Below are 15772 nucleotides of genomic sequence, written 5' to 3'. Positions count from 1 at the left end.
CTTTTTTTTCGTTACGCAGCCTCCTTAAAATCACTGCTTTCTCTAATATCAGAAACTGTTTTGATTTTAAAATTTTTAAACACAATCGATCCAAGGAGTCCAGAGATTCCGCCGGCAAGAGCACAAAGCGCGGCAGTAATGGTAACTGTTAATGGGTCATTAAACCCGTACATGACAGCAAGACCTGCTATCGGGGTTGCGGTTCCTGTTGCGTTGTTAACAAGTCCGAATAAGGAGACGACAACTCCGGCTGCAGCGCCTCCGAAGAAGTTCGTTATATAAATGGGGACAGGGTTAGCTGTAACAATATCTGCCTGAGTGAGAGGTTCAATGGCTACGGCAATTGTCGTTCTTCTGTCTCCAAATTTCAACCGGCTGAAAAGAACAAAGTTCATGAAGGATGAACCAAATACAGCCAATGCACCAATCGCCATAGGCAGTCCAGTTAATCCAAGCATGGCTGTCAGAGCCATAGAACTTAAAGGAGCCGTTGCTACAACGGTAATCACACCGCCAAGGATAATCCCCATTATAATCGGGTTGCTGTTGGCTGTTTCAGTAATAATGCCGCCAATGTTCAAAAGCGTTGCATCGACAACCGGAGTAAGGGCATTTCCAATTAATCTGACAAGCGGGGCTGCCACTATAATGGTGACCAGCAAATCAAGACCTGCAGGCGTTTTTTTCTCGATCACCTTTACCAGGAATGCAACCAGATACCCTGCAAAAAAGCCCGGAAGCAAACCAAGTCCGGCACATGACACGCCAAGCATCAGAGCATAAACCGGGGACACACCAAGAGCAAGCGCCACAAGAGCAGCTGCTGCTACGCCGCCCATGCCGCCTGCAGCATCCCCGACTTCCCCAAGAAATTCAATCTTCAGAAGATCTCCTCCAACATACCTCTGAAAGGCTTCAACAAGAAAAGCGGCAACTGCTGCATTGGCGAGGGCTCCCATCGCCTTCATACCCTTTGGTGCTTTATAGCTGAATAAAGAAAATAACCCAAGTACCACTAATAATAGCGCCGTTCCTTTTAGCAATTCCATCTGTCTCTCTCCTCTGGCTGTTAAGAATTTATACATCAGCTGGCATTCATTCTTTTACAATATCCAAAAAGCCCTTATTCTTTCATACCTTCAGCCGCAAGACAGAAAGTACGAAAAAATAAGAGCGTGCATACGGAATCGCTGTGCAATACGCAATTCAAAGACAATCCTAATAAGCAAACAGGATAATCGATGATTAGCATACCTTACCATTCCATCTTCTCATCTTTGTTGTTCATACCTTCTTGTAGTCTGGCATTTTAGCGGCTGCCAGGTAGAAACGATCAGACCATCTTGACTGAAATTATACAAGAATATAAAATTTAAAATAATAGTTAGAAGTATATAGGAATTGGTTTCATTGAACAATGGATATTAAAAAGTTCAGAATAATTAATTTCTGTTTGACTTCAGTTCAAGCATTTTCTCCTGAAGGTCTTGATTATTCTTGTTTTCAACTTTATAAGCGGCATAATAGACGGCTGATTGCTTTCTCCTTTTTCATAAACCACTGCAATCAATCTGCCAAGCTGTGCTTTGTTGTCAAAATGATGGTCAATTATACCTGGTATGAATCACTGCGATTTTCTTCTTTAGCCCCACAGTATTGCCTCACCAATATAAATGCTGCCACCTGCCGGTTATTCCTTCAGCTCCAGTTTATTTAGTTTTCAAATGTCCCCTTAATGATCGGGACTCCTCCTTCGACCATCACTTTTCCTTTTGCAATAACGGTATCAATCGTCAGCTTCTCTTTGTCCAGTACTACAAGATCAGCATCCTTCTCTTCTTTGATCTCACCTTTGTTTTTAAGCTTTAAAATTCGTGCCGGGTTAGAGGTGATGACCTGAAGAGCTGATTCAAGCGGAATTCCTTCATCCAATACAGATGAACGTACTTCCTTATAAAGAGATGACACTCTCCCGACTTGAAGACCCGCAAAATCGCCATCTTCATTAAAATATGGGAGACTTGCCTGTCCATCTGATGAGAACGTAATCTGATTAATTGAAACGCCTCTCTCAAGCATCAGCCGCAAGCCTTTGCTGCACTTCACTTCTCCTTCCTCAAGAAAGTGAGGAATCGTGCTTGTTGTTAAGTCCACATATCCGCCTATTTCCGTGTACCTGATGCCTTCTTCAAATAATTCCGCGTTTCGGTTAATGTGGGTCGGGTGAAAATGATGCATAGGGATGTCCGTCTTTTCTGCAATCTCAAACAAAAGATCAAGTTTGCGGTCACTGTCGCCTACATGTATTTCCAAAAGTCCTGCTTTTCCGGTAATTAAACCGCCATTTCGGGCTGCAGCTGCGATTTTCACCAGTTCTTCAAAAGCCGGTTCAGAAGAACGATGATCAGATATAGCAATCTCGCCTACACCAAGTATTTTCTCAATAAATATTAAATCCTCTTCAATCTTCCCTGTTAATGTTTTCACCGGAATCTGATACGATCCGGAGTGGATGTAAGCCGTGATTCCCTCTTCGTCCAAAGCGTGGGCCTTAGCAAGCAGACTTTCAATCCGTCTTGTTGTTCCATCGGTTCCGAGCACTCCAACTACCGTTGTGATTCCCGCAGTTGTAGCATCTGTTAAATTCAGTTCAGGTGTTCGGGTTTTAAAGCCCCCTTCTCCTCCTCCGCCGATTAAATGTACATGAGCATCAATAAATCCCGGCACAAGGAGCTTTCCTGTTCCATCAATTATTTTTACATCAATAGATGAGGAATCCAAATTAATCGTATCCTTTATATAGCCTATTTTATTTGCCGCAAGCAGAACATCCTTGCGGCCTAAATAATGGGGTGCGTATACTTCTGTGTTTTTAATTAAAGTAAGCAATTTTTTTCCTCCTGTTACTCCAAGGTTTTCTATATCCTTTTTATAATGGTCCGCAGTTCATTAAATTGCAACAACAGCATCATTTCCGGGAAGAATAAGATTTTTCCGGGTTTCCGAGTCTTCTTGCGAGTGTCGTAATGAATAAATTTATTGTATCAGTTGCTGGTAAACACCAAAAGGCGGTATGCATTTTTTAGCGTAAAGTTCTGTTAATTCCTCTTTCCACTTTCAGCAAAAAAAGACAGCTGGCTCAAAATTATGAGTTAGCTGTCTTTTTCTACTCTTCCCGCCCCTGGCTGAAAATCATAATAAACTTCAGCAATTCAAACAGTGAAATGAGAGCTGCTGCTACATATGTCAGCGCTGCTGCCCCAAGAACTTTGTTTACGCCGCGCTCTTCTTCATTGCGGATGATTCCTTCTGCAATGATAAAATCCTTTGCTCTTCTGCTGGCGTTGAATTCTACAGGCAGTGTGACTAATTGAAAGGCCACTGCAGCTGAAAAAAAGATAATTCCAAGACCGATTAGATTGAAGGATCCTAATAAAAAGCCTCCTATAAGCAAAAAGGGAGCAATCCCTGAGGAAATATTCACGACCGGGAACATTTTGTGCCTTAAGGTTAAAGCCCCATAGGATTCTTTGTGCTGAATGGCGTGACCCACTTCGTGTGAAGCAATTGAGATTGAGGCAATGGAGTTTCCGTAATAAACCTGTTCAGATAACCGTACAGCTTTTTTTAAAGGATCATAGTGATCCGACAGCTTTCCTCTAACAGGTTCTACCGGAACATGATGAAGGCCGTTGTGGTCTAAAATTCTCCTTGCAACTTCCATTCCGGTCATTCCTGAAGAAGCCTGAACTTTTGACCATGTATTAAAATTACTTTTCACTTTAAACTGCGCCCAAAGCGCCAGTCCAAATGCCGCAAAAATCAAAATATCCATTGGATGAAAAAACATTTTTGAGATCCCTCCTGCGTTCCGGTTTTTCTTAGTTTTCCCCTTTCTTTTATCATATCCCCTGTAAAACTATCCAGCCAAACCGGTCAGAATGGATTTTTTGTGAACAATGTACAATATTCAGGAGTTCTTTACCATTTTGTTTATCAGCTTATATTAAGTATCGAAGTCTTAACATGAAGGGCAGGGATTGTAGTAAAATAATGGTACGGTATACTAGAAAAGCGGAACCGACTGTTCAGCTCCGACAGACAGATAAGAATTCACCGGAAAAGGCCGGGTTTGCCTTTTTCGGGGAATTTGTTCTGGCCGAGGAGTTAGGAGGTGAAGCTAGACATCTTAGAAAAGCGGAACCGACTGTTCAGCTCCGACAGGCAGATAAGAATTCACCGGAAAAGGCCGGGTTTGCCTTTTTCGGGGAATTTGTTCTGGCCGAGGAGTTAGGAGGTGAAGCTAGACATCTTAGAAAAGCGGAACCGACTGTCCGGCTCCGACAGGCAGAGAAATATCTGACTTTTTTTGACTGAGCCGTGCTGACCAAGGATCTAGGTGTTTCCGCTTGCCAATCAATGCAAAAATTTACTTAAACCTTATGAAAAGCAGGTGAAATACGTGCCATCAAAGCAGGAACAGGAAACATACGAGCAATTGAAGGAATCTGAAAAACACTATTCAGAGACGAAATTCTGGAGCAAATTAAAGAAGTATGGAAAAAAGGCAGGATCCTCAGTTGTTTATGCCGTGCTGCTTTTATATTTTACGCTTCAAAAACCGGAAGTGCCGGCAAAAACAAAAGCGATTATTATTGGCGCCCTCGGCTATTTCATTTTGCCGCTTGATCTCATTCCCGACTTAGCTGTCGGCGTCGGCTACACAGATGACCTTGGAGCTCTCGGCCTGGCACTTTTGCAAGTAGCCATGTACATTGATCAGGATATAAAGGATCAGGCTAAACAAAAGCTTGTTGAATGGTTTGGCGATCAGGTTGATACATCAGACGTTGATTCAAAAATCTAATGAAATTAAGCACCTCTCGAGGTGCTTAATTTCTTGGCCCAAATAGCATAACTGACACTCCGGCAAGACAAATGATTGCACCAAATATATCATAGAAATCAGGTGTTTTCCGGTAAACTCCCCATCCCCACAGAACTGAAAGCACAATAAAAATACCTCCATATGCAGCGTACACCCTTCCAAAAGAAGGGAAAGTCTGCATAGCAGCAATGACTCCATAAAGAGCTAAAGATAAACCTCCAAAAACTCCCCAATAAATGGGTTTTCCTTCCCGAAGCCAGAGCCAAATTAAATATCCCCCGCCAATTTCAGCAAGGCCTGCCAGCAAGAATAAACAGATTGTGTAAACCATTTTGCCACCCCTTTATGCACCTAAAAAAGCAGGGAGATTTCCCCCTGCTCTTTCAGACGAATTAGCTTTCCTGCTTGATGAGCTGTAAATCAATATAAAGCTGGATTCGTGAATGAAAATCATCGAAATCAATGGAGGTAAGATCAGCAATTTGATTGATTCTGTATTTTAACGTGTTTGTGTGTATAAACAGCTGTTCGGCTGTCGGTTTGATGCGGCAGTTGTTAAGAAGATAGATTTCAAGCGTTTGAAGTAATTTTGTCTGGCTTTCCTGATCCTTTTTTTGCAGAATCTGAATATTTTTATTGATGTAGCCTGTTATCCCATGATGCTTGGAGATCGTTTCGAGATAACGGAAAATTCCGAGTTTGCTGTATATGAAAGGAAGTTTATCAGGTGTTCCGATAAATTTGGCTGCATTGATTACTTCAAGCGCTTCAAGATAAGATTTCTTCAATTGAAGAATAGACGAATACTCACTTCCAATGCCGGCATACACTTTTCGTCCATTAAATTGGGAGAGGACCGTACTCGTTAATTCCTCTGCGCTTTCCGAAAGCTGGCTTAAGCCTTTTGTATTGCTCCCGATTATAACGACAATCTTCAGCTGTTCCGTAAAAACATGGGACAAATGATTTAAGGCATTTGCAAATAATCGAACTGTTTCTGTTACTTCTTCAAACAATTCTTCATCATTTTGAGAAATGGTAAAAATATTAACAAGAAACGTTTCGGGAATCAGGATACTGTGATTAGCTGCTTCCCACTTGATCTGATTTTCAGTCTGGAACGCCTCACCGATGATTTTTTTATAGAACTCATTTTTTTCTTCATTCTCTCTAAGGCTGATCTGATTTTTCTGATAAAGAAGTTTGCCGATATGATGCGAAACTTCATGCAGGAATTTCAGATCTGAATCTGTCATAGTTTCTGTTTCCTGAACCCATATATAGCCAAAAACCTGCTCCCTGTAGATTGCGCTTACAACAACCCTCTGATTTAAGCCGATTTCTTTTATCTGTTTCACCCGAAACGGATGGGGAATCGTTTTTAGCTGATCGACAATGCCTTCATCCATGAATTTCTCAAGAATAGGAATTGGCCAATGCTTTGTAAAAATGGTCTGCTGATTGGCTTGATCGAAATGGTCTATGTAATAAGAACTGTAGGACAGCAAAGAGAATTGATCATTTTCAATGACGACTGGTTTTTTTAAATTAGTGCTGACCATATCTGTAATATCGTTAATGTTTGTCAGTGTCAGAATTTTTTCCAGCAACATATATGGCCCTCCTGCTTCAAATATAAATGATGAACCTAATTATAATACTTTTAACAGCAGGAAGGGAATAGCGGCTGCATTAGAGATCAAAAATAAGTCATTCAGGATTTATCAGCGAATAAAAAGGACCGGGAAATCCCGGCCCTTCAAACTTATTCTTTTACAATTTTCTCAAACTCTTCAAATTGTGCTTCTACTTCTCTTGAAGGCTGAGCAGTAAGCAGACTGACCACAATAATAGCAAGTAAGCTTGCTCCAAAACCAGGGATCATTTCATAAAGAGTTTCTGACAGGCCTGCCATCGACCAGAAGATAACCGTTGCGGCACCTACGATCATCCCTGCCAATGCTCCCCATTTCGTCATTCGCTTCCAGAAGAGGCTGAGCAGAATCAGCGGTCCAAAAGATGAACCAAATCCAGCCCATGCATAGCCGACAAGTCCAAGGATCGTGTCGTTTTTCTCCCAAGAAAGAATAAGGGCAATAACCGAGATAAGCAGAACGGACAATCTGCCTAAAAAGACAAGCTCTTTATCTGAAGCAGAGCGTCTGAAGAACGTTTTGTAAATATCCTCTGTTAATGAGCTGGCAGTTACTAAAAGCTGTGAAGCGATTGTGCTCATAATCGCTGCCAGTATAGCAGAAATTAAGAATCCTGTAATAAATGGATGGAACAGTACTTCTCCTAATACGATGAAAACCGTTTCCGGGTCGTCTAGCTTCATATCATTTTGAGAAAAATAAGTGATTCCGATAAATCCCGTCAGCATCGCACCGATACTTGAGAATATCATCCAGCCCATCCCGATGTTACGGGCTTTTTTGATTTCTTTTACTGAATTAATCGCCATAAAGCGGACAATGATATGCGGCTGGCCAAAATAGCCAAGTCCCCAGGCAAATAATGATATAACTCCTAAAAGACTCGTTCCAGTAAAAATATTTAAAAGTGCAGGGTCAATCGATCGTGCTGTGTCAATGGAAGGTCCAAAACCCCCAACATGAATAAGTGTAACAATAGGTACAAGAATCAAGGCAACAACCATGATGATACCCTGAACAAAATCGGTCCAGCTTACCGCAAGAAATCCGCCGAATAATGTATAGGCCACCACAACACCAGTTAAAATCCATAATCCCGTATGATAATCAAGCCCAAATGTACTTTGAAATAAAACACCGCCGGATACCATCCCTGATGATACATAAAAAGTAAAGAATATTAAGATAACTAAAGCCGAAATTAATCTCAGAATCCGTGTTCCGTCCGCAAATCGATTCTCAAGGAAAGCCGGAATGGTAATCGAGTTATTCGCTACTTCCGTATACGTTCTTAATCTAGGTGCAACATAAAGCCAGTTGGCATAAGCGCCAAGCGTTAAACCGATGACAATCCAGATGGAGCTGAGTCCTGTCGCAAACATAGCGCCCGGCAGTCCCATCAGCAGCCAACCGCTCATATCTGCTGCACCAGCGCTTAAAGCCGTAACAGCAGCTCCGAGACCGCGGTCTCCAAGCATGTAATCATTTAGATTGGACGTTCTTTTATAGGCAAAATAACCGATAAGCAGCATTCCCGCCATATAAATGCTTATAGATAAAACCAATGCGTAATCAATCATAGAGGAACCCCTTTCATAACCAAGAAATTTCTATATTTTTTTAAAAAGAGGAAGCAACCTTTTTTGTCACTTCCTCAAATTGAATCTGGAGTTGTCTTACATGAATAATGTAAGAATGGATATGGAATCTCTGATTCTTTATCTATTAAAATGTTTCAGATGTTGTTTTAGCCTGCATATGAAGCTGAAGGTAATCTGGTCCGCCTGCTTTAGAATCAGTTCCTGACATGTTGAAGCCGCCGAATGGCTGATAGCCTACGATTGCGCCAGTACATCCGCGGTTGAAGTACAGATTTCCGACATGGAAGTCTTCACGTGCTTTTTCCATGTTAGAGCGGTTTGTCGTAATGACAGCACCTGTTAAACCATACTCTGTATTGTTGGCAATTTCAAGTGCTTCGTCAAAATCTTTTGCTTTTGCAAACGCAACAACCGGTCCAAAGATTTCTTCCTGCATTAAACGTGCTTTTGGATCAACATCAGCAACAATTGTCGGCTGCACGAAGTAGCCTTTAGAGCTGTCTCCTTCTCCGCCTGCAAGGATGCGTCCTTCTTCTTTCCCGATTTCAACATAGCTCATGATTTTGTCAAAAGCAGCCTGGTCGATAACAGGTCCCATGAAATGATTTTCTGTTGGATTGCCGACTGTTAATTGTTTTGTTAATTCAACAGCGCGGTTTAAGACCTGATCGTAAACATCTTCTACGATAACTGCGCGGGAACAAGCCGAGCATTTTTGTCCTGAGAAACCGAATGCTGATTTTACGATCGATTGAGCTGCAAGCTCAAGGTCTGCCTCTTTATCTACTACAATTGTATCTTTACCGCCCATTTCAGCGATCACGCGCTTCAGCCAGATTTGGCCGTCATTCAGCTGTGACGCACGGTTAAAGATGCGAAGGCCTACATCGCGAGAGCCAGTGAATGAGATAAAACGAGTTTTTGGATGGTCAACAAGGTAGTCTCCCACTTCCGCTCCGCTTCCAGGAACAAAGTTCAGAACGCCTGAAGGAAGTCCGGCTTCCATCATGACTTCTACAAACTTAGCAGCAACAATAGGTGTAGTTGAAGCCGGTTTTAATAGGATCGTGTTGCCTGTTACGATTGCAGCAACAGCAGTACCCGCCATAATAGCAAACGGGAAGTTCCAAGGTGAAATGATGATGCCGACGCCTAATGGAATATAGTCATAGCGGTTATATTCGCCCGGGCGGCTTTCAACAGGAACTCCATCTTTCAGCTTCAGCATTTGACGTGCATAAAACTCAAGGAAGTCAATTGCTTCAGCAGTATCTGCATCAGCCTCGTTCCATGGTTTTCCTGCTTCTTTAGTTAAAAGGGCTGAAAATTCATGTTTGCGGCGGCGGATGATGGCAGCGGCTTTGAATAGGACATCAGCACGGATTTCAGGCTTTACTTTTTTCCAGCTTTCAAACGCAGCAGAAGCCTCCTGCATCGCTTTTTCTGCATGGTCGCGGTTTGCTTTTGATACACGGCCGATCACTTCTTCTTTATCAGCAGGGTTATAAGACACAATTTTATCATCTGTCGTTACCTTTTCTGCCCCGATATATAAAGGATAGTCCTGTCCTAAATAGCCTTCTACTTTTTGAAGAGCTTCCTGGTAGGCTTTTTTGTTTTCCTCGTTTGTGAAATCAGTGAATGGTTCGTGTTTGTATGGAATCATTAGAAATCGCTCCTTAAGAATAATTTTTTTAAAAAACTTAACTTTTCACCATGCCTTTGAATGCAAATGCAATATTAGAAGGTCTTTCGGCAAGTCTTCTCATGAAGTATCCATACCAGTCAAGCCCATATGGTACATAGACACGCATTTTGTATCCTTGTTTGACAAGCTCCAATTGCGTTTTGCTTCTCATTCCGTAAAGCATTTGGAATTCAAACATGGTGTTAGGAATGTTATGCTTTTTAGCCAGCATTTTTGTATATTCGATGATTTGGTCATCATGAGACGCGATGGCAGTATAGTTGCCATTAAGCAGACTTTGCTCAATCAGCTTTTTATAGTTTTCATCAACATCTGCCTTTTCAGGGAAAGCCACTTCAGGAGACTCTTTGTATGCTCCCTTTACGAGACGCAGGAATGGCTTATACTGCGCGAGGTCTCTTAAATCCTTCTCTGTACGATATAAATAAGCCTGTAAGACTGTACTGATGCAGCTGTACTTTGCTTTGAACTGGCTGAAAATATCAAGAGTAGCCTGACAGCGGACTTCATCCTCCATGTCAATTGTAACCATAACATTGTGTTTTTCCGCCGTATCAAGGATTTTCGTCATATTTTCAATGACCAGCTTATGATCAATATCAAGACCGAGGGATGTCATCTTTAGAGATACTTGTGAATCAAGCTTTTCCCTGCTGATCAATTCAATTGTTTCGATGCATTCCGCTGTTCTTTCTCTTGTTACTTCCTCTGAATCTACGAATTCTCCAAGATGATCGACTGTTACCAGCAGGCCGCTCTCATTCAGCTGTTTAATGAATTTGATGGAACTTTGAAAATCTGTTCCACCAATAATTTTTCCAGCAGCAAAACTGCCGCCGCGCTTCTTTGCAATATTATTAAGTAAGTTATTTTTGGATAAGAATAAGAAAAAATCCCTTGTAATCGCTTCCATCGCCAACGCACACCTCCTGTAGAAGTTGTAATCACAAGATAATCTTACTTTTTTTCGACAATTTTCACAACGTTCTAAAAATACAATAATCAAGCGCTTTATTTGTTGATTTTGGACAATGGCCAAATGCAGTATGGAAATTGGAAGTTTAATAGCTATCAATACTATGTTTATATTTTTCAGCGTGAATGGCCGAAAACAGAGGCAATAAAGAGCAATATGCAAATGTACTCGCTTACTTCAAACTACGTCTAATTCATAAAGGGTGGTATAATTTCCAGGTTATCAACGGCCACGGCTTTCATGAGAGTTGAAAGTCCCAATAAAATAAGATAAAGAGGTGTTTTTAGGTTGAACGTACAGACAATTAAACAAGAGTGGTTTGGCAATATCCGGGGAGATATTTTATCTGGTATCGTCGTTGCTTTAGCCCTCATTCCTGAAGCGATTGCTTTCTCTATTATTGCAGGAGTTGATCCGATGGTCGGTTTATACGCTTCCTTCTGTATTGCAGTTGTGATTTCATTTATAGGCGGAAGACCAGGTATGATTTCGGCCGCTACAGGAGCAATGGCATTGCTGATGGTGACGCTCGTTGCTGATCACGGCCTGCAATATTTATTGGCTGCAACTGTGCTGACAGGGGTCATTCAATTTGTTATGGGTGTGTTAAAGCTCGGAAAAGTGATGAAATTCATTCCAAGGTCTGTTATGGTTGGATTTGTAAATTCATTGGCTATTCTGATCTTTACGGCTCAGCTTCCGCATTTTGCTGGTGAAACGTGGATCATGTACGCCATGGTAGCAGGTGCTTTAGCAATTATCTATATCCTTCCCAGATTTACTACTGCCGTTCCTTCTCCATTAGTTGCAATCATAGTGATTTCGATTATTTCAGTTATGACAGGAGCAGGTGTAAGAACGATAGGAGATATGGGAGAACTCACACAAGCGCTGCCTTTCTTCTTGATACCTGATATTCCATTAAACTTTGAAACTCTGCAAATCATTTTTCCGTACTCATTCGCTTTAGCTATTGTAGGATTATTGGAATCATTGCTGACAGCACAGATTGTAGATGATATGACGGATACGGAAAGTGATAAAAATAAGGAAGCAAAAGGCCAGGGTATTGCTAATATAATCAATGGATTTTTTGGCGGTATGGCAGGATGTGCGATGATCGGACAATCTGTTATTAATGTTAAATCAGGCGGAAGAGGAAGATTATCAACCTTCGTTGCCGGTGTATTCTTAATGGTTCTGATCTTATTGTTAAACGACCTTCTTATCCAAATTCCAATGGCAGCTCTTGTCGGTGTTATGATTATGGTGTCCATCGGCACATTTGACTGGTCTTCTTTAACAAAGCTGCATCATATGCCAAAAACAGACGCGGCGGTAATGATTGTGACAGTGGTAACAGTTGTTGCTACTCATGATTTATCAAGAGGTGTACTTGCAGGAGTCCTTTTGAGCGCCCTGTTCTTCGCAGCAAAAATTTCCAAAGTTCATGTAGAAACCTCTATAAATGATAAAACTTTAATAAAAACTTATAAAGTCAGCGGTCAGATCTTTTTTGCTTCAGTGGAAGATTTTCTTTCTAAATTCAATTTCAAAGAAGAGATTCACATTGTCGTGATTGACTTAAATCATGCTCATCTTTGGGACGATTCAGCTGCAGGAGCCATTGATAAGATTGTTCTTAAGTACAGGCAAAATGGAACAGAAGTCAGAATGACAGGACTGAATAACGACAGTTCCAATCTTCTGAATAAATTAGCCGTATATGACAAATCACATACGAAAGCAGCAAACCATTAATTCTTAAGAGATGCACATCCGTGCATCTCTTTTTCGTTCTCTGAGAGAATTATTTTTGTGTATCCCTATCGGTAAGAATGATGAATGGCAAAAGAGGAAACCTTAAGCAGGAAATCCTTTTATTCCATTCCTCAGCTGAAAGGCAGGTGTCTGTCCCTGAGCAATTCAGAAAAAATAATCCGTCCTCACGGCAAGAACACGAGATGGGCCATTTCCTCCCTCCTTAGCAGTTTTATTATATTAAATTATTTTGACCGAGTAGCAGTAGCTGCAGCAGCACCTGAACTTCAGAAGGCTTTTTCCCTCAGTGCATTTGAAATGGGACTTGTTTTCACTATTTATAACTATGCTTATACCCTTATGCAGCTTCCAATTGGCGGAATGCTCGATAAATGGGGAGTCGGATGGGTGACGAGAATCGGCATGATCCTTTGGACAATTTTAACCATCAGTATTGTATTCGTTCAAGGAACACTACTTCTTTATATTCTCCGCTTTTTCACAGGAATTACGAGCTCATCCGCTTTTCCTGCAGCAGCAAAAGCTACAGCCAACTGGTTCCCTTTTCATGAACGAGGGCTCGCAAACGCTCTTTTTGATTCATCAGCAAAACTGTCCAATGTAATCGGAGGGCCGCTTGTTGCAATTTTGATTACTCTTTATGATTGGAAAATGGCCTTTTTAACGATTGGAGTCATTAATGTCATCTTTACGATCATCTTCTGGAAATATTATGATGAACCGCGTTCACATAAGAGCATCTCAAAAGAAGAAATCAATTACATTCAAAAGTATGGGGATCTTGCAGATATACCATCCTACAAAGTTCTTCGTGTATTAAAAACCTTTTTTAAAAATAGGAAAGTATGGGGACTAATGATTGGCTTTACTGGTTACGGCTATACCTTTAATTTGCTGCTGCTCTGGCTTCCGACTTTTTTCAGGGAGCAGTTTAAACTTGATTTACTTTCCTCCTCCCTTTATACGGCCATTCCATGGCTGATTGCCGCTCTTTCAGGAATTATTGCGGGAGGATGGCTCGTCGATTTTTTCATTGGAAAAGGCTATGCTCCAAACAAAGTTTATAAGGGAATCATCATCATTGGAATGACAGTCGGCCTTACATTTCTAGCTTCTATTTTCACGAAGGATCCAATCCTGTCTATGCTTTTTATTTCTATTGGACTAGCTGGTATTTCCGCTACTGCCCCCGTTGGATGGACGATTGCAGCTAAGCTTTCACCACCGGGCACTACAGCTATCCTCAGCTCGATGGTTAACTTTTCGAACAATTTATTCGGGGGGATCATTGCCACTTTTCTGACAGGGTACATCGTTGATAAGACAGGATCCTTTAATATAGCATTTGTTCTTGCAGCGGCGGTTTTAGTAATTGGATTGCTCTTTTATACTGTGGTTTTAGGCAAAATTGAACAAATTCCGATTGAAAGACAATAAAAAGCTCTGTACATGTACAGAGCTTTAGCTTGTGTTATTTTTCTTTTTTCACATCAATCACTTTAACAACAACAATAGGAGATCTTTTAAGTCTTTTATATATAAAATCGGAAATCACTGAATTCAAATGTTTCTCGATATCCCCAACAATCTTATCTTCCCTGATAACAGCAGCAGCCAATGCTTCAATTTCCACAATGAAATCATTGGATTCTCTTAAGTAAACAAAGCCTCTTGAAATGATCTGCGGTTTGCGGATGATAGCTTCTCCATTTTTAAAGATCAGAATGGAAATGATTCCGCTGTCTGCAAGCTGCTTGCGTTCGCCAAGTAAAGATGTTCCAACATCTCCGATTCCGTTTCCGTCCACATAGACAGAACGCGCCGGCACTTTCCCAGCAGGATACGCCTTATCGCTGGAAACATTTAAGACATGTCCATTGTCTAAAATGAATATGTCTTCTTCTGGAATAAAGCACTCCATTGCAAGTGTCTGATGCATTTTCTGCATGCGGTATTCACCGTGAATCGGCACCAGGAATTTTGGATTCAGCAGCTTCAGCATAAGCTTGAGCTCCTCTTGTCCGCCATGTCCTGAGGTATGAATGTCATAGAGCTTATTATCAATAACATCTGCTCCGGCTTTCATCAGCTTGTTAATAATTCTGTTTACACTTAGAACATTGCCCGGTATAGGGGACGATGAAAAAATAATGGTATCGCCTTCCTCAATATGGATGTGGCGATGTTTTCCCTCTGCAATTCTTGAAAGAGCTGCAAAAGGCTCCCCCTGGCTGCCTGTACACAGGATTGTCAGTTCGCTGTTTTTATAGGAACTGATTTCATCCGGATCAATAAACGTTCCGCTTGGCGCTTCAATATAGCCAAGCTCAAGGCCGATTGATATCGCTCTTTCCATGCTTCTTCCTGTATAGGCTACCTTCCTGCCGCAGGCAACAGATGCTTTAATCACCTGCTGAAGGCGAAAGACATTAGATGCAAATAAGGCAACAATAATCCGCCCGGACTGTTTTCGGACCAAATCTAAAATATTTTGCCCGATCTTTTTTTCAGATACAGAAAAACCGGGTACTTCACTGTTAGTACTGTCGGATAGCAAACAAAGGACACCTTCTTGCCCAACCTTGGCAACCCTTGATAAATCCTGCTCCGGCCCTGTCGGTGTCAAATCGAATTTAAAATCGCCAGTGTGAACAATGTTCCCTATTGGCGAATGGATGACTACGCCAAACGAATCCGGAATACTGTGAGTGGTCCGGAAGAACGTGACCTTCAGACTTTCAAGATTGATCGTACTTTCTTCTGTAATTTCATGCAGCTCTGCATCTCTGAGCAGGTTATGCTCATCAAGCTTGCTTCTGATAAATCCCATAGCTAGTCTTCCTGCAAATACAGGAACATTCAGCTTTTTCAATAAGAAAGGCACACCGCCAATATGATCTTCATGTCCATGAGTGATAAAAAGCCCTTTTACTTTATGGGCATTCTTCACTAAGTATGTATAATCAGGGATGATGTAATCTACGCCTCTTAATTCTTCATCAGGGAATTTTACTCCTGAATCGACAATCACAATCTCACCTTCATATTCGACGAGGTACATATTTTTCCCGATTTCACCCATTCCGCCAAGCGGAATAATCTTTACATTTTTCTCTACTGTCATGTTTAGTCTCCTAGCACTGTTGATCACTTTCTTTTTCC

At 41.3% G+C, this 15772-nt stretch carries 13 protein-coding genes and 1 riboswitch; of the genes, 4 read left to right on the top strand and 9 right to left on the bottom strand.

Features of this window, described 5'->3' with window-relative positions; genetic code table 11:
* Window positions 1-11 precede the first annotated feature (11 nt).
* The 3 genes from QLQ22_RS04375 to QLQ22_RS04365 form a co-directional block, all read right to left on the bottom strand.
* Window positions 12-1049 (bottom strand): PTS sugar transporter subunit IIC, encoded by a 1038-nt coding sequence (locus QLQ22_RS04375; RefSeq protein WP_223440014.1) that lies wholly within the window; start codon window positions 1047-1049, stop codon window positions 12-14.
* Between the two features lie 228 nt (window positions 1050-1277).
* A riboswitch (purine riboswitch) is annotated at window positions 1278-1381 on the bottom strand.
* Window positions 1382-1713: 332 nt separating this feature from the next.
* Entirely contained in the window at window positions 1714-2889 is a 1176-nt protein-coding gene (gene iadA / locus QLQ22_RS04370; RefSeq protein WP_284016077.1) for a beta-aspartyl-peptidase, read from the bottom strand.
* Window positions 2890-3166: 277 nt separating this feature from the next.
* A complete protein-coding gene (locus QLQ22_RS04365; protein WP_223440011.1) occupies window positions 3167-3850 on the bottom strand; it encodes a zinc metallopeptidase in 684 nt (227 codons plus the stop codon).
* 203 nt (window positions 3851-4053) lie between these two features.
* Between QLQ22_RS04365 and QLQ22_RS04360 the strand changes: the two genes are divergently transcribed.
* Window positions 4054-4377 (top strand): hypothetical protein, encoded by a 324-nt coding sequence (locus QLQ22_RS04360; RefSeq protein ID WP_284016076.1) that lies wholly within the window; start codon window positions 4054-4056, stop codon window positions 4375-4377.
* A gap of 85 nt (window positions 4378-4462) precedes the next feature.
* Window positions 4463-4867 carry a YkvA family protein gene (locus tag QLQ22_RS04355; RefSeq protein WP_223440010.1) on the top strand — a complete coding sequence of 135 codons (405 nt, stop codon included), beginning with the start codon at window positions 4463-4465 and terminating at the stop codon, window positions 4865-4867.
* Window positions 4868-4892: 25 nt separating this feature from the next.
* Here the strand turns inward: QLQ22_RS04355 and QLQ22_RS04350 are convergent, their stop codons facing one another.
* The 5 genes from QLQ22_RS04350 to QLQ22_RS04330 form a co-directional block, all read right to left on the bottom strand.
* Window positions 4893-5219 (bottom strand): YnfA family protein, encoded by a 327-nt coding sequence (locus tag QLQ22_RS04350; protein WP_284016075.1) that lies wholly within the window; start codon window positions 5217-5219, stop codon window positions 4893-4895.
* Between the two features lie 61 nt (window positions 5220-5280).
* A complete protein-coding gene (locus QLQ22_RS04345; RefSeq protein WP_284016074.1) occupies window positions 5281-6501 on the bottom strand; it encodes a PucR family transcriptional regulator in 1221 nt (406 codons plus the stop codon).
* A gap of 152 nt (window positions 6502-6653) precedes the next feature.
* A complete protein-coding gene (gene putP, locus QLQ22_RS04340) occupies window positions 6654-8123 on the bottom strand; it encodes a sodium/proline symporter PutP (protein ID WP_423246231.1) in 1470 nt (489 codons plus the stop codon).
* A gap of 145 nt (window positions 8124-8268) precedes the next feature.
* Complete coding sequence (gene pruA, locus QLQ22_RS04335; protein WP_223440005.1) at window positions 8269-9810, bottom strand: L-glutamate gamma-semialdehyde dehydrogenase; 1542 nt, start codon at window positions 9808-9810, stop codon at window positions 8269-8271.
* A 37-nt stretch (window positions 9811-9847) separates the two neighbouring features.
* The gene (locus QLQ22_RS04330; protein ID WP_223443158.1) at window positions 9848-10765 is read right to left on the bottom strand and encodes a proline dehydrogenase family protein; all 918 of its coding nucleotides are present in this window, start codon (window positions 10763-10765) and stop codon (window positions 9848-9850) included.
* A 351-nt stretch (window positions 10766-11116) separates the two neighbouring features.
* Between QLQ22_RS04330 and QLQ22_RS04325 the strand changes: the two genes are divergently transcribed.
* Both QLQ22_RS04325 and QLQ22_RS04320 read left to right on the top strand, forming a co-directional pair.
* Window positions 11117-12589, top strand: a complete 1473-nt coding sequence (locus QLQ22_RS04325; protein ID WP_284016073.1) for a SulP family inorganic anion transporter — start codon at window positions 11117-11119, stop codon at window positions 12587-12589.
* 84 nt (window positions 12590-12673) lie between these two features.
* A complete protein-coding gene (locus QLQ22_RS04320) occupies window positions 12674-14047 on the top strand; it encodes an MFS transporter (protein ID WP_223440003.1) in 1374 nt (457 codons plus the stop codon).
* Between the two features lie 34 nt (window positions 14048-14081).
* On the opposite strand, the gene QLQ22_RS04315 is transcribed toward QLQ22_RS04320, so the two are convergent.
* On the bottom strand, window positions 14082-15734 hold the full coding sequence (locus QLQ22_RS04315) for a ribonuclease J (protein WP_284016072.1): 1653 nt from the start codon (window positions 15732-15734) through the stop codon (window positions 14082-14084).
* Window positions 15735-15772 lie beyond the last annotated feature (38 nt).

Source organism: Metabacillus hrfriensis (genome assembly GCF_030127205.1).
In the GTDB taxonomy this organism is placed as follows: Bacteria; Bacillota; Bacilli; order Bacillales; family Bacillaceae; genus Bacillus_P; species Bacillus_P dongyingensis.
The sequence above is the reverse complement of the archived record's forward strand: the minus strand, read 5'-3'. Positions and strand labels throughout refer to the sequence as shown.

Coding starts and splice junctions, on each gene's coding strand:
- QLQ22_RS04375 (WP_223440014.1), bottom strand. CDS start 1,049: ATGGAATTGCTAAAAGGAACGGCGCTATTATTAGTGGTACTTGGGTTA.
- QLQ22_RS04365 (WP_223440011.1), bottom strand. CDS start 3,850: ATGTTTTTTCATCCAATGGATATTTTGATTTTTGCGGCATTTGGACTG.
- QLQ22_RS04360 (WP_284016076.1), top strand. CDS start 4,054: ATGGTACGGTATACTAGAAAAGCGGAACCGACTGTTCAGCTCCGACAG.
- QLQ22_RS04350 (WP_284016075.1), bottom strand. CDS start 5,219: ATGGTTTACACAATCTGTTTATTCTTGCTGGCAGGCCTTGCTGAAATT.
- QLQ22_RS04345 (WP_284016074.1), bottom strand. CDS start 6,501: ATGTTGCTGGAAAAAATTCTGACACTGACAAACATTAACGATATTACA.
- putP (WP_423246231.1), bottom strand. CDS start 8,123: ATGATTGATTACGCATTGGTTTTATCTATAAGCATTTATATGGCGGGA.
- pruA (WP_223440005.1), bottom strand. CDS start 9,810: ATGATTCCATACAAACACGAACCATTCACTGATTTCACAAACGAGGAA.
- QLQ22_RS04330 (WP_223443158.1), bottom strand. CDS start 10,765: ATGGAAGCGATTACAAGGGATTTTTTCTTATTCTTATCCAAAAATAAC.
- QLQ22_RS04320 (WP_223440003.1), top strand. CDS start 12,674: ATGGCAAAAGAGGAAACCTTAAGCAGGAAATCCTTTTATTCCATTCCT.
- QLQ22_RS04315 (WP_284016072.1), bottom strand. CDS start 15,734: ATGACAGTAGAGAAAAATGTAAAGATTATTCCGCTTGGCGGAATGGGT.